Annotated in this window: 17 protein-coding genes and 2 pseudogenes; 7 read left to right on the plus strand and 12 right to left on the minus strand. The window is 73.4% G+C overall.

The features are described from left to right. Positions 1-114: 114 nt before the first annotated feature. Entirely contained in the window at positions 115-399 is a 285-nt protein-coding gene (locus tag ACWD0J_RS35650) for a DUF6332 family protein (protein WP_451500013.1), read from the plus strand. On the opposite strand, the pseudogene ACWD0J_RS35655 reads toward ACWD0J_RS35650, so the two are convergent. Beyond that, positions 363-677 (minus strand): annotated as a pseudogene (locus ACWD0J_RS35655) (response regulator transcription factor); the annotation flags it as partial. The gene ACWD0J_RS35650 and the pseudogene ACWD0J_RS35655 sit on opposite strands and share 37 nt — an antisense overlap. A 196-nt stretch (positions 678-873) precedes the next feature. On the opposite strand from ACWD0J_RS35655, the gene ACWD0J_RS35660 reads away from it, so the two are divergent. Further along, positions 874-1,110: an AfsR/SARP family transcriptional regulator gene (locus tag ACWD0J_RS35660; protein WP_451500014.1), complete on the plus strand. Its 237-nt coding sequence runs from the start codon at positions 874-876 to the stop codon at positions 1,108-1,110. Positions 1,111-1,213: 103 nt separating this feature from the next. Here the strand turns inward: ACWD0J_RS35660 and ACWD0J_RS35665 are convergent. Beyond that, positions 1,214-1,681 (minus strand): annotated as a pseudogene (locus tag ACWD0J_RS35665) (hypothetical protein); the annotation flags it as partial. Between the two features lie 27 nt (positions 1,682-1,708). Then, the gene (locus ACWD0J_RS35670; RefSeq protein ID WP_451500015.1) at positions 1,709-2,992 is read right to left on the minus strand and encodes a geranylgeranyl reductase family protein; all 1,284 of its coding nucleotides are present in this window, start codon (positions 2,990-2,992) and stop codon (positions 1,709-1,711) included. A gap of 133 nt (positions 2,993-3,125) precedes the next feature. On the opposite strand from ACWD0J_RS35670, the gene ACWD0J_RS35675 reads away from it, so the two are divergent. Both ACWD0J_RS35675 and ACWD0J_RS35680 read left to right on the plus strand, forming a co-directional pair. Then, entirely contained in the window at positions 3,126-4,481 is a 1,356-nt protein-coding gene (locus ACWD0J_RS35675; protein ID WP_451500016.1) for a M20/M25/M40 family metallo-hydrolase, read from the plus strand. Positions 4,482-4,541: 60 nt separating this feature from the next. Continuing rightward, positions 4,542-5,246, plus strand: coding sequence for an MBL fold metallo-hydrolase (locus ACWD0J_RS35680; RefSeq protein WP_451500017.1), 705 nt, complete (start codon positions 4,542-4,544; stop codon positions 5,244-5,246). 476 nt (positions 5,247-5,722) lie between these two features. Here the strand turns inward: ACWD0J_RS35680 and ACWD0J_RS35685 are convergent, their stop codons facing one another. The 4 genes from ACWD0J_RS35685 to ACWD0J_RS35700 form a co-directional block, all read right to left on the minus strand. After that, a complete protein-coding gene (locus ACWD0J_RS35685; protein WP_451500018.1) occupies positions 5,723-6,766 on the minus strand; it encodes an NUDIX hydrolase in 1,044 nt (347 codons plus the stop codon). A gap of 145 nt (positions 6,767-6,911) precedes the next feature. After that, the gene (locus ACWD0J_RS35690) at positions 6,912-7,109 is read right to left on the minus strand and encodes a hypothetical protein (protein ID WP_451500019.1); all 198 of its coding nucleotides are present in this window, start codon (positions 7,107-7,109) and stop codon (positions 6,912-6,914) included. A gap of 302 nt (positions 7,110-7,411) precedes the next feature. Then, complete coding sequence (locus ACWD0J_RS35695; protein WP_451500020.1) at positions 7,412-8,389, minus strand: TIGR01777 family oxidoreductase; 978 nt, start codon at positions 8,387-8,389, stop codon at positions 7,412-7,414. Between the two features lie 162 nt (positions 8,390-8,551). Beyond that, positions 8,552-9,505, minus strand: a complete 954-nt coding sequence (locus ACWD0J_RS35700; RefSeq protein WP_451500021.1) for an ROK family protein — start codon at positions 9,503-9,505, stop codon at positions 8,552-8,554. A gap of 213 nt (positions 9,506-9,718) precedes the next feature. Between ACWD0J_RS35700 and ACWD0J_RS35705 the strand changes: the two genes are divergently transcribed. After that, positions 9,719-10,795, plus strand: a complete 1,077-nt coding sequence (locus ACWD0J_RS35705; RefSeq protein WP_451500022.1) for a LacI family DNA-binding transcriptional regulator — start codon at positions 9,719-9,721, stop codon at positions 10,793-10,795. 7 nt (positions 10,796-10,802) lie between these two features. After that, complete coding sequence (locus ACWD0J_RS35710; protein ID WP_451500023.1) at positions 10,803-11,552, plus strand: hypothetical protein; 750 nt, start codon at positions 10,803-10,805, stop codon at positions 11,550-11,552. A gap of 161 nt (positions 11,553-11,713) precedes the next feature. Here the strand turns inward: ACWD0J_RS35710 and ACWD0J_RS35715 are convergent, their stop codons facing one another. Then, entirely contained in the window at positions 11,714-13,765 is a 2,052-nt protein-coding gene (locus ACWD0J_RS35715; RefSeq protein ID WP_451500024.1) for a protein kinase domain-containing protein, read from the minus strand. 95 nt (positions 13,766-13,860) lie between these two features. Then, a complete protein-coding gene (locus ACWD0J_RS35720) occupies positions 13,861-15,165 on the minus strand; it encodes a DUF6986 family protein (RefSeq protein WP_451500025.1) in 1,305 nt (434 codons plus the stop codon). Positions 15,166-15,384: 219 nt separating this feature from the next. On the opposite strand from ACWD0J_RS35720, the gene ACWD0J_RS35725 reads away from it, so the two are divergent. Further along, positions 15,385-16,287 carry an endonuclease/exonuclease/phosphatase family protein gene (locus tag ACWD0J_RS35725; RefSeq protein WP_451500026.1) on the plus strand — a complete coding sequence of 301 codons (903 nt, stop codon included), beginning with the start codon at positions 15,385-15,387 and terminating at the stop codon, positions 16,285-16,287. 66 nt (positions 16,288-16,353) lie between these two features. Here ACWD0J_RS35725 and ACWD0J_RS35730 read toward each other — a convergent pair whose 3' ends face one another. The 3 genes from ACWD0J_RS35730 to ACWD0J_RS35740 all read right to left on the minus strand — a co-directional run bounded on the left by ACWD0J_RS35730 (position 16,354) and on the right by ACWD0J_RS35740 (position 18,892). Continuing rightward, positions 16,354-17,316, minus strand: coding sequence for an electron transfer flavoprotein subunit alpha/FixB family protein (locus ACWD0J_RS35730; RefSeq protein ID WP_451500027.1), 963 nt, complete (start codon positions 17,314-17,316; stop codon positions 16,354-16,356). Between the two features lie 57 nt (positions 17,317-17,373). Continuing rightward, positions 17,374-18,162, minus strand: coding sequence for an electron transfer flavoprotein subunit beta/FixA family protein (locus ACWD0J_RS35735; RefSeq protein WP_451500028.1), 789 nt, complete (start codon positions 18,160-18,162; stop codon positions 17,374-17,376). Between the two features lie 220 nt (positions 18,163-18,382). After that, positions 18,383-18,892 carry a flavin reductase family protein gene (locus tag ACWD0J_RS35740; protein WP_451500029.1) on the minus strand — a complete coding sequence of 170 codons (510 nt, stop codon included), beginning with the start codon at positions 18,890-18,892 and terminating at the stop codon, positions 18,383-18,385. Between the last annotated feature and the right edge of the window lie 98 nt (positions 18,893-18,990).

Raw genomic sequence — 18,990 nt, forward strand, 5'->3', positions numbered from 1 at the left:
CTCCCGGGCCGTCGTGCGCTGGCTGCACGAGGAGGGGCTCAACCTCGACGTCTGCTCCGGCGGCGAGCTGCGGGGTCCTTGCCCCGCCGGGCGCACGCCTGTGACACTCCGGTCATGACGACGTACGGGGGCCGCCGCGGTCAGGCGGAGCGGGACGCGATCACCGTCGAGATCGGGTACGCGCTGTGCAGTGCGCTGTTCCTGGCGGCGGTGTTCTTCGGGGCGGTGGCCGGTCCGGCGCTGCTGTTCGACCTGCCGCGCCTGCTGGAGCTCTTCCTGCTCCGCGCCGGTACCGTCCTCGCGCCGGTCCTCTTCCTCGCCCGGGTGATCAGCGTGCTGGTCCGCTTCCGGCCCGCGTCCCAGCCCAGCCGGCCGGGCCGCGCCAACCCGGACTCGTAGGCCGGCACGACGAGTTGGGCCCGGTCGCGGACGCCGAGCCTGACCATCGTACGGCTGACGTGGGTCTTGGCGGTGAGCGGACTGACCACCAGGAGGCGGGCGATCTCCTCGTTGGACAGCCCGATGCCGGCCAGCGCCATCACCTCCCACTCCCGCTCGGTGAGCCGGGCGAGGCCGTCCGCGGCGGCCGGTTCCCTGGAGCGGGCGGCGAACTCGACGATCAGCCGGCGGGTCACCCCCGGCGACAGCAGCGCGTCGCCTGCCACCACCGCCCGTACGATGCTGTGCGCGAGGACGTCGTGCAGTTCGCGGCGATGCGCACCCGCTCCTCGTCCGCGCGCCGCCGCGCCGCCTGCGCCAGTTCGGCGCCTCGCGGGCCCGCTGCTCACGCCGGGTGCGGGCGAGCTCCGACAGCACGAGGATCGCGACCGTCCAGGTGGCGACCACGGCCTCCTCCATGAACTGGTCCGGCTCGTGGCGGCGCACCCCCTGCGGGAACGCCTCGTCGAGCTGCTGATGCTCGCGCTGTGCCGGACCGGCCGCCCGACGGACGCGCTCACCGCGTACGAGGGCGCGCGGCGGCGGCTCGCCGAGGCGCTGGGCGCGGACCCGGGCCCGGCCCTGCGCGCGCTGCACCAGCGCGTCCTGCGCCAGGACCCGGCCCTGCTGCCCGCACCGGCGCTCCTCGCACCGTCACTGCCGGTGGCCTGAGCGCCGTCATGCCACCGGGCCCGAGCACCCGCTCGCCACCGGGCCCGAGCACCCTCCCGCCACCGGGTCCGAGCACCCTCCCGCCACCGGAGCCTGAGCGCCGTCATGCCGCTGGGGCCTGTCCGTCCTCGCGCGTCCGGGCCTCAAGCGCCCTTGCGTCTCCCGGAGCCTGGCGCCGCCGCGCCTCCTGCCCCCGTGCCCCCGTGCCCCCGTGCCGCCATGCCGCCATGCCGCCGGAGCCTCCTCGCGCCCCCGAGCCTGACGACCCGGCCCAAGCACCATCACGCGCCCGGACCTGATCCCCCTCACACCACCCGGGCCTCGGCACCCTCCCGCCATCGGAGCCTGACTGCCGTGCCGCCACCGGCGGCCTGAGCGCCTGCCTGCTCCTCGTGGCCCGCCCACGCTGCGCGTGCACCAGGCCCACGGTGTGTGCGAGTTGGCGCACCGCGTGTCGGAAGAACCGCTCCCGGTCCTCGGCCACCCGGTTGAACTGTCCGGACAGCTCGAACGCGATCAGGCCGGACAGCTGGGCCGAGGCCGCCGCCACGAAGGCCGTCACCGTCTCGGGCGGGAGGCCGGGGGCGGGGCGAGGTCATCACGGTGAGGGGCTGACCTCGCCGTCCGCGGGATCCGCAGGACCCGCTGCATCCGCCGCGGGCCGGCGGTCCATGGCGGTCAGGGCGCGCTGCGCCAAGGGATGCGAGCGGACCAGCTCGCCCAGCGACGTCGAGCCGCGGGTGATACCGGTGAACGCCTTCCAGGCCGGCCGGAAGCCGGTGAGCGCCGCGTGGAACAGGCCGGGGCGCCGCTCGAACACCGTCAGCATGCTCTTGCCGACGCTCATCTCGACGCCGAGCCCCGCCTTGATGGCGAACGCGTAGTTCGGGGCCTGGCGCCGGCTGTCCACCGCGTCGTGCGCCTCCGCGATCCGGACCGCCCACTCGCCCGCGAGCCGGCCCGACCGCAGCGCGAACGAGATGCCCTCGCGGGTCCACGGCTCCAGGAGCCCCGCCGCGTCGCCGCACACCAGCACCCGCCCCCGCGACAGCGGCGAGTCGTCGGCACGGCAGCGGGTCAGGTGGCCGGAGGAGATGCTCGGCTCGAAGCCGGCGAGGCCGAGCCGCCCGATGAACTCCTCCAGGTACCGCTTGGTGGCCGCCCCTTCTCCGCGCGCCGAGATCACCCCGACCGTCAGCGTGTCGCCCTTCGGGAACACCCAGCCGTAACTTCCGGGCATCGGCCCCCAGTCGATGAGCACCCGCCCCTTCCAGTCCTCGGCGACGGTCTCCGGCACCGGGATCTCCGCCTCCAGGCCCAGATCCACCTGGTCGAGCTTCACGCCGACGTGTGCCCCTATGCGGCTGGCGCTGCCGTCCGCGCCGACGACGGCCCGCGCGAGGACCGTCTCGCCGCCCTGGAGGACGACCGCGACCGTACGCCGGTCCGGCACGGCCGAGCCGTGCTGCTCGACCCGCTGGACGGTGACGCCCGTCCGCAGCTCCGCCCCCGCCTTCTGCGCGTGCTCGACCAGCTGGTGGTCGAACTCGGGGCGGTTGATCAGCCCGAACAGCATCTGCCGGGAGCGGCGGGTGCGGCTGAAGCGGCCGTTGTGCGAGAACGTCACCGCGTGCACACGGTCCCGCAGCGGCAGCTCGAAGCCGGGTGGCAGACAGTCCCGCGAGGGCCCGATGATGCCGCCGCCGCACGTCTTGTACCGGGGCAGCTCGGCCTTCTCCAGCAGCAGCACCCGCCGCCCCGCGACCGCCGCCGCGTAGGCCGCCGAGGCCCCCGCGGGTCCCGCGCCCACCACGACGACGTCCCACACCCGCTGCACGTCGTCCGCCGAAGTGCCGTCCGCCGAAGAGTTCTCGCTGCTCACGATGGTCTACTGCTCCCGATCAAGCCGCTGCCGCACCTGTCCCCCGCATCCTACGGCGGACATCGCCGCAGGCCACTGTGGGAGGATCTACGGCACTCACTGGCACAACGTCGCACCCACAAGGAGCGTGCCCATGTCGTCGCATCCGGTCGCCGAGACCGTCGCCTCGCTGATGCCCAGGGCGAAGGCGGAGCTCACCGAGCTGGTGGCCTTCAAGTCGGTGGCGGACTTCGACCAGTTCCCCCGCAGCGAGAGCGAGGGCGCCGCACGGTGGGTCGCCAACGCGCTCACCGCCGAGGGCTTCCAGGACGTCGCCCTGCTCGACACCCCCGACGGCACCCAGTCGGTGTACGGCTACCTGCCCGGCCCCGAGGGCGCCAGGACGGTCCTGCTGTACGCGCACTACGACGTGCAGCCCCCGCTGGACGAGGCCGCCTGGACCACCCCGCCCTTCGAACTGACCGAGCGCGACGGCCGCTGGTACGGGCGCGGGGCCGCCGACTGCAAGGGCGGCGTGATCATGCATCTGCTGGCGCTGCGCGCCCTGAAGGCCGACGGCGGCGTGCCGGTCCACGTGAAGGTCATCGTCGAGGGGTCGGAGGAGATGGGCACGGGCGGCCTGGAGCGGTACGCCGAGGAACACCCCGACCTGCTGGAGGCCGACACCGTCGTCATCGGCGACGCGGGCAACTTCCGGGTCGGCCTGCCCACGGTCACCTCGACCCTGCGCGGCATGACCCTCGTCCGCGTCGAGATCGACACCCTCGCGGGCAACCTGCACTCCGGTCAGTTCGGCGGCGCCGCCCCCGACGCGCTCGGCGCGCTGATCCGCGTCCTGGACTCGCTGCGCGCCGAGGACGGCTCGACCACGGTCGACGGGCTCGCCCCGGCGACGTCCTGGGACGGGCTCCAGTACGACGAGGAGCAGTTCCGTCAGGACGCCAAGGTGCTGGACGGCGTCGAGCTGATCGGCTCGGGCACCGTCGCCGACCGGATCTGGGCCCGCCCGGCCGTCACGGTCCTCGGCATCGACTGCCCGCCGGTCGTCGGCGCCACCCCCTCCGTGCAGGCGAGCGCCCGCGCGCTGGTCAGCCTGCGGGTGCCGCCGGGCGTGGACGCGACCGAGGCGACCAAGCTGCTCCAGGCCCACCTGGAGACGCACACGCCGTGGGGCGCCCGGGTGCGCACCGAGCAGATCGGGCAGGGCCAGGCGTTCAGCGCGGACACGACCAGCCCGGCGTACACGGCGATGGCCGAGGCGATGGCGGTCGCCTACCCGGGCCAGGAGATGCAGTACGCCGGCCAGGGGGGCTCCATCCCGCTGTGCAACACCCTCGCCGCCCTGTACCCGCGCGCGGAGATCCTCCTGATCGGCCTCAGCGAGCCGGAGGCCCAGATCCACGCGGTGGACGAGAGCGTGTCCCCGCAGGAGCTGGAGCGCCTGTCGGTGGCGGAGGCGCTGTTCCTGCGCAACTACGCGGCCGGCTGATCCCTCTGCCCTCAGCTAAGGCCCTCGCCCGCGGGCGGGGGCCTTCTCTACGGTCGTCGCATGGACGTCGTCGAGCTCCTTCCCGAACTCCGCCTGCTGCGCTTCCCGGTCGGCCAGGCCTATCTCTGGCGTGACGGTGACGAGCTGACGCTGATCGACGCCGGGCCCGCGGGTTCCGGAGCGCCGATCGCCGCCCTCGCCGGGACGCTGGGGCACCTCCGGCGGATCGTGCTCACCCACTTCCACGAGGACCACGCGGGAGGGGCCGGTGAGCTGGCGGCGTCGACCGGCGCCGAGGTGCTGGTCCACCGCCTGGACGCCCCCGCCGTACGGGGTGAGGTGCCGGGCCCGCCCCCGGTGTTCGAGGACTGGGAGCGCCCTCTGCACGCCGAGGCCCTCCGTCACCTCCCCCAGGGCGACTACCCGCGCCCGCCGAAGGTCACCGAGCTGTCCGGCGACGACCTCCTGGACTTCGGTGGCGGAGCACGCGTGGTCCACGTCCCGGGCCACACGCACGGCAGTGTCGCGCTCCATCTCCCGCATCGAGGCGTCCTGTTCACGGGCGACACGATCGCCGCGTCCCCGGTCGACGGGAGCGTGATGCCGGGCGTGTTCAACCTCGACCGGTCCCAGGTCCTCGCCGCCTGCCACCGCCTGGCGGCGCTCGACACGGACGTGGCCTGCTTCGGCCACGGTGCCCCGGTCCTCGGCCGCGCCGACACGGCACTTCGGCGAGCGGCAGCCGCATACGGGGCTTCTGGCTGACCACGGGGGGGGCGCCCCCGTGCCCCCATCGCCTGTGGGGAGAAGTCCCCAGGGACACGGGGCGTTCCTTACGCGGCTGTCGGGTCTCAGGCGAGGCGTACACGGGGGCCGACGAAGCCGTACACGACGTCGGTCGTACCCGATCGCCCTGCCGTCCGGGGTGCTGGGCCCCCAGCCGGTCAGCGCGGTGAGCAACCGGCGCCAGTGCCGGCGCCGCCGGGAAGACTCCGCGGACTGTCGCAACGCGCCGTGAGCCGGTCAAGACGGTTCAGGGGCGGAAAGTGACTGTTCGCGCGGGTTGCCAACAGTTGACACCGGACAGACGTCTCGTCGGCTCTGACACAGAGGTGGCACGACGGTCTCGTGGGGAGTTCGCGGTGCGCCTCGCCGGGCCGCCCCGCGCACACGGCTCCCGTACAAGGCGGCCTCCCGCCCTCCCCGCCGCCACCATGGCGCGGCGGGGAGGTCACGGCGGGTCAGCCGACCGGGATCCCGGCCTCCAGATACAGCGCCGCGCCCCGTTCCCGCGCCCGCAGGGCCCAGCGCAGCCGTTCGTAGCGCACGGGCGGCAGCAGGTCGGCGGCCTCCTCCTCGGTGACGAAACGGCAGTCGCGCAGCTCCGGCCCGGGCAGCAGCAGACGCCCGGCGTCGGCGGAGTCCAGGAGGCCGCCGTCGAAGAGGAGGCGCAGACCGCCGTACCCCGGAGGCACCGGCGGTTCCCAGTCGACGACGAGGAGGCGGGGTACGTCGTCGAGGCGGATGCCGGTCTCCTCGGCGACCTCGCGCACACCGGCGCGGGCCGGAGCCTCACCGGGCTCGACGACCCCGCCGGGGAACTCCCAGCCCGCCTTGTAGGTGGGGTCGACGAGCAGCACCCGGTCCTGCTCGTCGAAGAGGAGGACGCCCGCGGCGAGCGTCTCGGAGGTCGGCTCGGGCGTCTGCACGATGTCGCAGACGGGCACGCCGCCGCTGCCGACGGCCTCGGCGATACGGGAGGCGGTCTCGTACGGCGTGAGGGCGCTGGTGTCGATCGGGTGGGCGTCCGCGGTGAGCCAGGAGGCGAGGGCGGATCGGTACGGTTCTATGTGGTCGTACGACCACTGCCGTACGCGGATCTCCCCGTCGGGGAGGTCGGGCGGGACCTCGCGCCGGGCTATTCGCTCGCGCAGGATCGTTTCCGCCGGGGCGAGGAGCACATGCCGCACGGTGATGCGGCGGGCGGCCAGGCCGCCGAAGATCTCGTCCCGGTAGTCCTGGCGCAGCAGGGTCATCGGGACCACCAGGGTCCCGCCCAGCTCGGAGAGCATCGCGGCCGCCGTGTCGATCACGAGCCGTCGCCAGATCGGCAGGTCCTGGAAGTCGCCGACCTCGGCGAGGTGCTTGGGCGGCAGCAGGTACGGGAGCGCTCCGCCGATGACCTCGGGGTCGAAGAGCGTGCTGTTCGGGATCAGTTCGATCAGTTCCCGCGCGGTGGTGGTCTTCCCCGCACCGAAAGCGCCGTTGATCCAGACGACGGTCACGGTTCCCCCTCTGCTGTTGGCCCCCTGTGGCTTGCCCGCTCCACCCTGCCATGGAAACCAGCCGCAGTTGAGGGCGCACAAGGAGGCGCCGGCGCCCCCTCCTCCCGGGGGCGCCGGCGTCACGGTCCTGCGGTGCCGTATCCCGTCAGGGGCGGTTCTCCCCGAGGGCACGCTCGTCGACGCCGTCCAGACTGTCGCTGGCGACGGTGCGGTCGAGTGCGCTGAGGGTCTTGTCGACGTCCAGGTCCCTCAGCTCCTCGCCCAGGGCGTGGGAGGGGGTGACCGCCGCGACGACGAAGCCGGTGGCGAGGGAGGCGATGGCGAGCATGCTGCGCTTCTTCATAACGAGTTCAACTGACGAACGGCGCGGAGGGTCACGCTCGGCCTCGCGGTGATCGGGGCCGTGTGGGGGACGCGCCCGGTGACCGGCGCGGCACGGGAGCCACGCCCGACCGTCCGGCGACCGCCACCCGCCGACCAGCACCGCACGGAGGGGGATCACACCCCGCGATCCGTCGACGGGCACGGCACGGGAGCCCACCCGCCGCCCCGGCGACCGGACCCACCGCGGAGTCCCGCGCGACACCGGGGCGGGGCCAGCGCCGACACCTACGGCCACGGCTGCGGCTCCGGCTACCGCTACCGCTACGGACGCAGGGCTCGTGCGACGGAGTCCGAGGCGGAGGAGTCGCGCCGGCGGCGCACCAGGTCGTCGGCTGCACGCGGCCACTCGGGGTGCTCGAAGGCGAAGCCCGCGTCGAGCAGGCGGCCGGGCACGACACGACGGCTCTTCAGCAGGAGTTCGGTGTCCGAGCGCAGCGCGAAGGCGCCGAGTTCCGCCATCCACCGGGTGGCCGGCAGGCCCACCGGAACACCCCAGGCGGAGCGCAGGGCACGCAGGAACGCGCGGTGCGGGAGGGGCGCGGGGGCGGCGAGGTTCACGGGGCCGCTGAGGTCCTCCCGGTCGACGAGGAACTCGACCGCGCGGACGAAGTCCCGGTCATGGATCCACGACACGTACTGGGCGCCGCCCGCGACCGGGCCGCCCAGTCCCAGCCGTACGAGCCTCGACAGGACGTCGAAGACGCCCCCCTGGCCGGGACTCATCACCATGGCGGAGCGCAGGGCGACCTTGCGCGTGCGCGGGGTCGCGGCCTGCTCCTGAGCGCGTTCCCAGGCGGTGGCTATCTCGACGCTGTAGGCCCAGTAGTCCGGTACGCCGGGTTCGGTGCCGCCGAGCAGACCGGTCAGTTCGTCGTTCGGGGCGTCGAACCGGTGGGCGTAGACGGTGGCCGTGCTCATCTGCAGCCAGACGCGCGGCGGACGCGCGGCGGCGGCGATCACCTCGCCCACGACCCGCGTGGAGCGTACCCGCGAGTCCATCATGGCCTTCAGGTTCGCCTCGGTGTACCGGCAACTGACGCTGCGTCCGGCCAGGTTGACCACGACGTCGCTGCCGTCGATCTCCCGCGCCCACGGGCCCGGCGTCTCGCCGTCCCAGGCGACTTCGCGCTCGTGCCGCGGTCGCCTGGTCAGGACGACGACCTCGTGTCCCGCGGCGGTCAGCGCGCGGTTCAGGACCGTACCCACCTGCCCGGTTCCACCGGGTATCACGATCTTCATGGGGCCCCCTCTCCGTCCAGAGTCACCCTACCGCAATATTTTGAACATGTTCAAAACACTCCGCCCGCAGAGGAGCCGCTGGATGACGAAGGGCTCGGCCTTCCCGTGCGGGAGGGCCGAGCCCTTCAGACAAAACGTTCCTGCCGAGGTGCTTCGGACGCGTCAGACCACCGCCGCGGCCGGGTCCGCCCGCCGGGCGAGGGCCGCCGCCGCCGCCCCGACCAGTCCCGCGTCCGTGCCCATCTGCGCGGGTTCCACGGTCAGACGCCGGACGAACGACAGGGTCGCGTAGTCGCTCAGGGCCTTGCGCAGGGGCGCGAACAGGACGTCGCCCGCCTTGCCCACACCGCCGCCGATGACGGCGATGTCGATCTCGACGAGGGTCGCGGTGGCCGCTATGCCGGCGGCCAGCGCCTGGGCGGCCCGCTCGAAGGAGGCCACGGCGACCGGGTCGCCCGCGCGGGCGGCGGCGGCCACCGCGGCGGCGGAGACATCACCGTCCGGGCCGGGGCGCCAGCCGTTCCCGACCGCCCGGCGGGCGATGTTCGGACCGCTCGCGATGCGCTCCACACAACCGCGCCCACCGCACGGGCACGGGTCGCCGTCGAGGTCCACGCTGATGTGCCCTATGTGGCCCGCGTTGCCAGTGGGGCCGGGGTGCAGCCTGCCGTTGAGGACGAGGCCGCCGCCGACGCCCGTCGACACCACCATGCACAGCGCGTTGACGTGGCCGCGGGCGGCGCCCTGCCAGTGCTCGGCGGCCGTGATCGCCACACCGTCGCCGATCAGCTCGACGGGGAGCCCGCCGACGGCCGCCTGCACCCGCCGGACCAGCGGATAGTCGCGCCAGCCGGGCACGTTCACCGGGCTCACCGTGCCCGTGGAGGCGTCCACCGGGCCCGCGCTGCCGATGCCGAGGGCCACGGCGCGCCCCCACAGGGGCGACGCGGTCAGCTCGGCGAGCACCTCCTCGACGGCCCGCATCACGGTGTCGCCGTCCTCCCGGGCGGGCGTGGCGCGCTGCGCGCGGGCCTGGATCCGGCCGTGGCCGTCCACCAGCGCTCCGGCGATCTTGGTGCCGCCGATGTCGAGCGCGGCCACGAGGTCGGTGTGCATCAGTGTCGGATCTCCCCGTCAGACATGGACAACCATGAGAACAACCATGAGGGAACAGCGGGCCGGTCTCGCGGTGGGGGCGCAGGCCGGAGATTGCGGTGGACAGTGTCTCCCGCAGCTGACAACGTTGTCCAGGCTCTATGCTCGACGCCACATCCTCATACACATCATGGCTCACCGCATCCCCGTGGACGACAGGATCACCGCATCCCCGTGGACGACAGGACAGGACACCGCACCGTGCCCGACACCCACCGCCGCGCCGATCGCCTCGCCGGCAGCCGCTACGGCAACCGTCCCACCATGAAGGACGTGGCCGCGCGAGCCGGCGTCGGACTGAAGACGGTCTCACGCGTGGTCAACGGTGAGCCGGGTGTCACGCCGGAGACGGAGCGGCGCGTCCAGGAGGCCATCGACGCCCTCGGCTTCCGCCGCAACGACAGCGCGCGGGTGCTGCGCAAAGGCCGCACCGCCAGCATCGGCCTGGTCCTGGAGGATCTCGCGGACCCGTTCTACGGCCCCCTCAGCCGCGCCGTCGAGGAGGTGGCCCGGGCCCACGGGGCGCTGCTGATCAACGGCTCCAGCGCCGAGGATCCGGAGCGCGAGCAGGAGTTGGTGCTGGCGCTGTGCGCACGGCGGGTGGACGGGCTGGTGGTGATCCCCGCCGGGGACGACCACCGGTATCTGGAGCCCGAGTTGAAGGCGGGCGTGGCCACGGTGTTCGTGGACCGTCCGGCCGGTCACCTCGACGTCGATGTGGTCCTCTCGGACAACTTCGGCGGTGCCCGGGACGGCGTGGCGCACCTGATCGCCCACGGGCACCGCCGGATCGGCTTCATCGGCGACATGCCCCGCATCCACACCGCCGCCGAGCGGCTGCGCGGCTACCGGGCCGCGATGGAGGACGCCGGTGTACCGGTGGAGGACGCGTGGATGTCGCTGGGTGTGACCGGCCCCGAGCGGGTACGCCGGGCGGCCGAGGAGATGCTCACCGGCCCCTCCCCCGTCACCGCGGTCTTCGCGGGCAACAACCGGGTGACGGTCACGGTGATCCGGGTGCTGGCCGAACACCAGCGTCGGGTCGCCCTCGTCGGATTCGACGACATCGAGCTGGCCGATCTGCTGCAGCCGGGGGTCACCGTCGTCGCCCAGGACGCGGCGGCCCTCGGCCGTACGGCCGCCGAGCGCCTCTTCCGCCAGCTGGACGGCACCCTGGCCGCCCCCGAGCGGATCGAGCTGCCGACCCGGCTGATCACCCGCGGCTCGGGCGAGCTGCCGCCGGCGGACTGAGCCGGTCGTGCGGGAACTCACCCTGGAGGCGCTCGGCCTGGCCGGGGCACCGCGCGATCATCCGCTGCTGTACCCGGGCGTGTGGCCGAAGGAGTCCGGGCTCCTGGACGGCGACCGGCTGCGGCCCCTCGACGTCCTGGTGCACACGGACCGCACCCCTGTCCTGGCCGTCGGCTCCAACGCCAGTCCGGCCCAACTGCGCCACAAGATGGAAGAGTTCGGGATCACCTCACCGATCCCGATGGTCAAGGCCCAGGTCACCGGCCTCGACGTGGGTGTCTCCGCGCACGTCAGCCGCCTCGGCTATGTGTCCGCGTCGCCCTTCGAAGCGCCGGGCGCGGTACGGGAGTTGTTCGTCACCTGGCTGAACCGTGAGCAGCTCGCGGTGATCGACGCGAGCGAAGGGGTGCCGCTGCCGCACGGCAACTACCGCCGCGCCTGGCTGCCCGCCCCCGAGGTGCGCGTCGAGCCGGCGCCCGGCGTCACCCTCCCGGGCGTGTACGCCTACGTCAACCGCCGCGGCGTTCTGCACGACGGCACCGGCGCCCCGCGCACGCACCCCGGCCAACGCCCCCTGCTCACCGAACTCCTCGTCGGCTCAGCCCGGTTGAGGGAGCTGTTCGGCGTCACCCCGGAGGAGTTCTGCGCCCGGGCCCGGGCCGACCGGCACCTGTGCGAGCGGGGCACGCGGCTGTTCAGGGACGAGAAGAGGGTGACGGCCTCCGGGCTGGAGCGGTACGTGGAGGCCGAGGGCTGAGGAGGAGACCGGTCCCCCGCCGGCCCGCGCCGCCGCCGCACCGGTCCGGCTCCCGTCCGGTTGCCGCGCCCCGTTCCTCGCGCCCCGGGCGGGGACCGGAGTCACGCGACCGGCCTGCGTCTTTCCGTTCCTGTCCCCTGCGCGCCGACGCCCGGACCGGGTCAGCAGACCGGGAGTCCGGGGACGGGTGCGTCGTTGTCGCCGCCCGTGACGTACACGTCGCTGACGTAGACGTTCGTGTTGCCGCTGTCGTCGTCGGTCTTCGCCCACCAGACGTTGGTCCACTCGCCGTACGTCTCACGGCGGCCCAGGTTCTGCTGGCAGTAGAAGTAGTTGGTGCCCGCGTTGAGGACACCGGCCTCGGTGCCGGACGCCGTGTAGGACTTGGCGGTGCGCCAGACCTCGCAGGTGTACTTGCCGCCGCCGATGGGGTGGCAGGACGGGGCCGGGGTGGTCGCCGCGCCGCCCGTCGTACCGCCGTCACCGGAGCCGTCGTCGGTTCCGCCGCCCGGCGAGCCCCCGGAGGTGCCGTCGTCCGCGGTGGTACCGCCGCCCGAGGTCTTGGCCGGGGAGGAGGAGGTATCCCGGCCGGCGGGCTCCTTGTCGGTCTTGCCGCCGGGCGTCTTCGACGCGGTCGGGCTCTCCTCGTCCCCCTGCCCGGTGGACCCGGGGTCGTCGGAGCGTTCGACGTCGGTACGGTCGGCCGCCGAGGTGGAGAGGTCCTCGGCGGTCACGGGCGCCGTGGGCCGCCCACCGGCCGCGGCGTCGCCCGAGTCGGCCAGCACACCCGCGGTGATGCCGGCGGACACGAGGACGACGGTCACGGCCGCCGCGGCGAGCAGGACACGGCCTCTGTGGCGGGAAGGGCCGCGGGCGGCGGACCCGGAGGCGGACATCGGGCCGGTGGCGGCCTGCGGTCCGGAGAGGGCGGGGGCCCCGAAGCCGGGAACGGGCGCTCCGGCGCGGCCGGCCGGACCCGTCGGGTCCGTAGCGCCCGCCTGATGTGAGGAACCCGCCTGATCCGGGGCGCCAGCCCGGCGGCCTGAGACGCCCGTCTGACCCGAGGGACCCCTCTGACCCGAGGGATCCGTCTGACCCGAGGGATCCGTCTGACCCGCCGGACTCGCCCCTACGCCGGGATTCGTCGGCCCGGCGGAACCGACCGACTCGGCCGGCCTGGTCGAGCCAGCCGGCTCGGACCCCATCGGCCCCATCGAACTCATCGGATCCGTCGGCCCCACCGACCCAACCGGCCCGAACCCCGGTGGCACCGCCGGAACCTCACGCTCCGTCTCCGTCCGCCCGGGTGACGCTTCCGCGGGACCGCGCAGGGTGGTCGTGGGCGTGTCCGTGCCGGACGTGTCCGCCACCGTCTGGAGCAGCGCCCGCGCCTCGTCGGCCCCCGGGCGGGACTCGGGCCGCTTGTCGAGCAGGCGCTGGAGGACGGGGCCGAGGCGGCCGGCGCGACGGGGTTCGGGCAGCGGCTCGCTGACGATCGCGGTGAGCGTGGAGAACGTCGACGTACGGCGGAAGGGCGAGGAACCCTCGACGGCCGCGAACAGCGTGGCCCCGAGGGCCCAGACATCGGAGGCGGGTCCCGGGTCGGCGCCCTGGGCGCGCTCGGGTGCCAAGTAGTCGAGGGAGCCGACGAGTTCGCCGCTGCGGGTGAGGTGGGTGGCCGAGCCGTCGCCCGGGTCCTCCATGGTGGCGATGCCGAAGTCGGTCAGGACGACCCGGCCGGACCGGTCGAGCAGGATGTTGCCGGGCTTCACGTCCCGGTGCAGGACACCCGCGCGGTGCGCGGCGGCCAGCGCCTCCATCACCTTCGCGCCGATGCCGGCCGCCTCGCGCGGGTCGAGGGTGCCGCGCTCACGCAGGACGTCGTCCAGGGACGGGCCGTCCACCAGCTCCATGACGATCAGCGGCCGGCCGTCGACCTCCGTCACGTCGTGCACGGCCACCACTGCGGGGTGACGTACCCGGGCCGCCGCGCGGGCCTCCCGCTGCATCCGCAGCCGCAGACCGGCGAGTTCGGGCCCGTCGGTGTCGGTGTAGGTGCGCAGTTCCTTGACCGCGACCTCACGCCCGAGCACCTCGTCGACGGCCCGCCAGACCACTCCCATGCCGCCGCGCCCGAGCTGCGCCACGACGCGATAGCGCCCGGCCAGCAAGCGCCCGGCCTCGTCCCCTTGCCCGTACTCCCCCGAAGACACCGCCGCCCCGTTCCTGTGACACGTTGGTGAGTGACGTACAGACTACGGGGCGGGTGCGACAGCGTCGGCCGGTGGTGGCGGCTGTGACAGGTCCGCTACGTGGCGGACACCGTCAGGTCGCCCCGGCGCGGTGCCGCGAAGCCCTCCAGGTCCGCCCGGGTCAGGCCGGAGAGGCGGGCCACCTCGGCGATGTCGAGGGCGCCGCAGTCCAGGCCGCGCAGCAGGTAGCCGCTGAGGGCCTTGGCGGTGGCGGGCTCGTCCATGACGTCACCGCCGACACGGCCCGCGTAGCGGGCGAGACGGGCGGCGGCCTGTTCGAAGCCCTCGCGGTAGAAGGCGAAGACGGCGGCGTACCGGGTGGGGATGTGGGCGGGGTGCATGTCCCAGCCCTGGTAGTAGGCGCGGGCCAGGGCGCGGCGGGTGAGGCCGTAGTGCAGCCGCCAGGCGTCGTGGACCTTCGCGGTGGGGCCGACCGGCAGGACGTTCGTGGAGCCGTCCGAGACGCGGACGCCGGTGCCCGCGGCGGCGACCTGCATGACCGCCTTGGCGTGGTCGGCGGCCGGGTGGTCGCTGGCCTGGTGGGCGGCGGACACGCCGAGGCAGGCGCTGTAGTCGAAGGTGCCGTAGTGCAGGCCGGTGGCGCGGCCCTCGGCGGCCTGGATCAGGCGGGCGACCGTGGCGGTGCCGTCGGCCGCGAGGATGGACTGGCTGGTCTCGATCTGGATCTCGAAGCCGATCCGTCCCGGCTCCAGCCCGCGCGCCTCCTCGAAGGCCTCCAGGAGGCGCACCATGGCGGTGACCTGCTCGGGGTACGTCACCTTCGGCAGGGTCAGGACCAGTCCGCCGGGCAGGCCGCCGGCCTCCATCAGGCCGGTGAGGAAGATGTCCAGGGTGCGGATGCCGCGGTCGCGGACGGGCGCCTCCATGCACTTCATGCGGATGCCCATGTACGGGGCCGCCGTGCCGTCCTGGTACGCCCGCGCGATCAGCCGGGCCGCACGGGCCGCCGCCTCGTCCTCCTCGGCGTCCGGGCGGGGGCCGTAGCCGTCCTCGAAGTCGACCCGGAGGTCCTCGACGGGCTCGCGCTCCAGTTTGGCGCGGACCCGGGAGTGGACGGGCTCGGCGAGCTCCTCGGACAGACCGAGGACGGCGGCGAAGGAGGCGGCGTCGGGGGCGTGTTCGTCCAGGGCGGCCAGGGCCCGGTCGCCCCAGGAGCGGACGGTGTCGGCGGCGAAGACGTCACCGGGGACGTAGACCGTGTGGACGGGCTGGCGGGTGCCCGGGTCTCCGGGATAGCGGCGCTCCAGCTCGGCGTCGACCGGCGCGAGGGAGGCGCTGATCTCCTCGCTGACGGCGCCCGCGAGGCTCGTCGCCACCTGCTCCTGCTGGCCCTGACCCATCCCGTACCCTCCCGTTTTTCCGCTGTACGGAATCAACAATCCGTAGAACGAAGTTATCTGGCACCCTTCCCGCCGGTCAACAGCGTCTTTCGTGCCGATCCACCCCCGCATCTCTGCATGTTCACGTCGATCTGGCACCGTTCACCGGACAACTTCACCGCGCATCCCCCGCAGCACACCCGCACGACTCGCCCGGAAGCCGCCACAGAAGGAGCCCCTGTGCCGAACCACAGCCGAGTCACGCGCCGCATGGGCCTGAAGACCGCGCTGGCCACCACCATCTCGGTGCCCCTCTCCAGTACAGCGCTCTCCCCCGCTCCCGCCTCGACGGGCGAGCCGCCCGACGGCTCCCTGCGGGTCATGTCGTTCAACCTCCGCTTCGCGAGCACCGCCGAGCCCCACAGCTGGGCCGCCCGCAGACCCGTGATGCGCACCCTGCTGCGCCGCCGGGCACCCCATGTCCTCGGTACCCAGGAGGGCATCCACCAGCAGCTGCGCGACATCGAGAGCGACCTCGGCCCGCACCACGACTGGATCGGCACCGGACGCGAGGGCGGCAGCCGCGACGAGTTCATGGCGATCTTCTACGACACGCGCCGGCTGGCCCCGCGGGAGTACGACCACTTCTGGCTCTCCGACACGCCGAACGTGATCGCCTCGAACACCTGGGGCGGCAGCTTCACGCGGATGGTGACCTGGGTCCGCTTCCAGGATCTGTACGGCGGCCGGGAGTTCTACTGCCTGAACACGCACCTGGACAACGCCAGCCAGGTCGCACGCGCGCGTGCCGCGGCCCTGATCACCGAGCGGATCGCCCGGCTCGACCGGACGCTCCCGCTCCTGGTGACGGGCGACTTCAACGTCGCCGCCCACCGGAACCCCGTCTACGACACCATGCTGGGCGCGGGCCTGGTCGACACCTGGGACGCCGCGGCCGAACGGAGCCCGCTGTACGGGACCTTCCACGGCTACCGGCCGCTGACCCGCGACGGCGACCGCATCGACTGGATCCTCGCCTCGCCCGGCGTCACGACCCACAGGGCCTCGATCGACACCTTCGCGCTCGACGGGCAGTTCCCGAGCGACCACCTGCCGGTGCAGGCGTCCCTGTCCCTGGGATGAGCCGAGGCCCCCGCGACCAGCAGCGGTCACGGGGGCCTCGTACGCCCTGAGCGGGGTCGGCCGGGGTCAGCCCTTGCGGGCCTTGATCTCGTCGGTGAGCTGCGGGACGACAGCGAAGAGGTCGCCGACCACGCCGTAGTCGACCAGGTCGAAGATCGGGGCCTCGGCGTCCTTGTTGACGGCCACGATCGTCTTCGAGGTCTGCATACCGGCGCGGTGCTGGATGGCGCCGGAGATGCCGTTGGCGATGTACAGCTGCGGGGAGACCGACTTGCCGGTCTGGCCGACCTGGTTGGTGTGCGGGTACCAGCCGGCGTCGACGGCGGCACGCGAGGCACCGACGGCCGCGCCGAGGGAGTCGGCGAGCGCCTCGATGATCGCGAAGTTCTCCGCGCCGTTGACACCGCGGCCGCCGGAGACCACGATCGCGGCCTCGGTCAGCTCCGGGCGGCCGGACGACTCACGCGGCGTGCGACCGGTGACCTTGGTGCCGGTGGCCTGGGCGGAGAAGGTGACGTCGAGCGCCTCGACCGCGCCGTCGGCCGGGGCGGCCTCCACGGCGGCCGAGTTCGGCTTGACCGTGATGACCGGGGTGCCCTTGGAGACCCGGGACTTGGTGGTGAAGGACGCGGCGAACACCGACTGGGTGGCCACCGGACCCTCGTCGCCGGCCTCCAGGTCGACGGCGTCGGTGATGATGCCGGAGCCGATGCGCAGCGCCAGACGGGCGGCGATCTCCTTGCCCTCCGCGGAGGAGGGGACCAGCACGGCGGCCGGGGACACGGCCGCGACGGCGGCCTGCAGCGCGTCCACCTTCGGGACGACCAGGTAGTCGGCGTACTCGGCGGCGTCGTGGGTGAGGACCTTCACCGCGCCGTGCTCGGCGAGGGTGGCGGCCGTGTCGGCGGCACCGTTGCCGAGGGCGACGGCGACCGGCTCGCCGACCCGGCGGGCGAGCGTCAGCAGCTCCAGGGTGGGCTTGCGGACGGCACCGTCCACGTGGTCGACGTAGACGAGAACTTCAGCCATGGGATTGCTCTCCTGCGTGCGAAAGGTGAGGGGCGGTCAGCGGGGTCGAGCGCGGACTCAGATGAACTTCTGGCCCGCGAGGAACTCGGCGAGCTGCTTGCCGCCCTCGCCCTCGTCCTTGACGATCGTGCCGGCGGTGCGGGCCGGGCGCTCGGACGCGGAGTCGACGACCGTGTAGGAGCCCTCCAGGCCGACTTCCTCGGCCTCCAGGTCCAGGTCGGACAGGTCCCAGGACTGAACCGGCTTCTTCTTGGCCGCCATGATGCCCTTGAAGGACGGGTAACGCGCCTCGCCCGACTGGTCGGTGACCGACACGACGGCCGGCAGCGAGGCCTCCAGCTGCTCGGAGGCGGCGTCGCCGTCGCGGCGGCCCTTGACCGTGCCGTCCTCGACGGAGACCTCGGAGAGCAGGGTCACCTGCGGCACGCCCAGACGCTCGGCCAGCAGCGCGGGCACGACACCCATGGTGCCGTCGGTGGACGCCATGCCGGAGATCACCAGGTCGTAGCCGGCCTTCTCGACCGCCTTGGCGAGCACCAGGGAGGTGCCGATGGCGTCGGTGCCGTGCAGGTCGTCGTCCTCGACGTGGATGGCCTTGTCGGCACCCATGGACAGCGCCTTGCGCAGCGCGTCCTTCGCGTCCTCGGGGCCCACCGTCAGGACGGTGACCTCTACGTCGTCGTCGGAGTTCTCGGAGATCTGCAGCGCCTGCTCGACCGCGTACTCGTCCAGTTCGGAGAGCAGACCGTCGACGTCGTCCCGGTCGACGGTCAGGTCATCGGCGAAGTGCCGGTCGCCGGTGGCGTCGGGCACGTACTTCACAGTGACAACGATCCTCAAGCTCACGCCGGCTCTCCTACTGCATCGTCATTTTTCAGCTGCCTCTTGCAGGCAGCATAGGCGCCCCAAGCGGCCGATCCCGGTCGGGGCGACTCGCGCTCCGACCGTCATATTACTCGCCAGTACATCCAGTACGTTCCCGCTAAGCAAGCGCTTTGAACTGTGACCTTCGCAACGCAGCGTAATCGGAACTCGACGTCTTCGCAGCAGCGGGACGCCGGGCCGGTCAGTCGCGCAGGCCCTGGAACCGCCCCTGGTGGTAGAGGAGCGGGCGGCCCGGACCGGTGGGGTCGCCGAGAACGATCTCGGCCAGCACGATGCGGTGGTCGCCGGCCGGCACGCGGGCGACCACCCGGCACACCAGCCAGGCCAGGACGTCGTCGAGGACGGGCACGCCATGGGGGCCCTCGCGCCAGGGGGTCGCCGCACCGAAGCGGTCGGCGCCGCTGCGGGCGAAGGTGGCGGCCAGGTTCTCCTGGTGCTCGCCGAGTATGTGCACGCCGACATGCCCGGCCTCGGACACCGCGGGCCAGCTGGAGGCGCCGGTGCCGATGCCGAAGGAGAGCAGCGGGGGGTCGGCGGAGACCGAGGTGAGGGAGGTGGCGGTGAAGCCGACCGGGCCTGCGTCGCCGCGCGCGGTGATCACGGCGACGCCCGCCGCGTGCCGCCGGAAGACGGAGCGCAGCAGGTCGGGCGAGGCGAGCCGGGGGGTGCCGAGGCCGGGCGTGGCCGTCATGGGCGTGTCCTTCTGCGAGAAGTGGCGTGGAGGTCCGTGGCTGCTCAACAGTCCGGACAGCGCGCGCTCGCGGTGCGGGCCGGACCGACGGGGGCCCG

This window comes from Streptomyces sp. NPDC003011, assembly GCF_053591515.1.

What these genes read in the sequence shown, in the direction of transcription:
- ACWD0J_RS35650 (WP_451500013.1), top strand. Translation starts at nt 115, where the DNA reads ATGACGACGTACGGGGGCCGCCGCGGTCAGGCGGAGCGGGACGCGATC.
- ACWD0J_RS35675 (WP_451500016.1), top strand. Translation starts at nt 3,126, where the DNA reads ATGTCGTCGCATCCGGTCGCCGAGACCGTCGCCTCGCTGATGCCCAGG.
- ACWD0J_RS35680 (WP_451500017.1), top strand. Translation starts at nt 4,542, where the DNA reads ATGGACGTCGTCGAGCTCCTTCCCGAACTCCGCCTGCTGCGCTTCCCG.
- ACWD0J_RS35690 (WP_451500019.1), bottom strand. Translation starts at nt 7,109, where the DNA reads ATGAAGAAGCGCAGCATGCTCGCCATCGCCTCCCTCGCCACCGGCTTC.
- ACWD0J_RS35695 (WP_451500020.1), bottom strand. Translation starts at nt 8,389, where the DNA reads ATGAAGATCGTGATACCCGGTGGAACCGGGCAGGTGGGTACGGTCCTG.
- ACWD0J_RS35700 (WP_451500021.1), bottom strand. Translation starts at nt 9,505, where the DNA reads ATGCACACCGACCTCGTGGCCGCGCTCGACATCGGCGGCACCAAGATC.
- ACWD0J_RS35720 (WP_451500025.1), bottom strand. Translation starts at nt 15,165, where the DNA reads ATGGGTCAGGGCCAGCAGGAGCAGGTGGCGACGAGCCTCGCGGGCGCC.
- ACWD0J_RS35730 (WP_451500027.1), bottom strand. Translation starts at nt 17,316, where the DNA reads ATGGCTGAAGTTCTCGTCTACGTCGACCACGTGGACGGTGCCGTCCGC.
- ACWD0J_RS35740 (WP_451500029.1), bottom strand. Translation starts at nt 18,892, where the DNA reads ATGACGGCCACGCCCGGCCTCGGCACCCCCCGGCTCGCCTCGCCCGAC.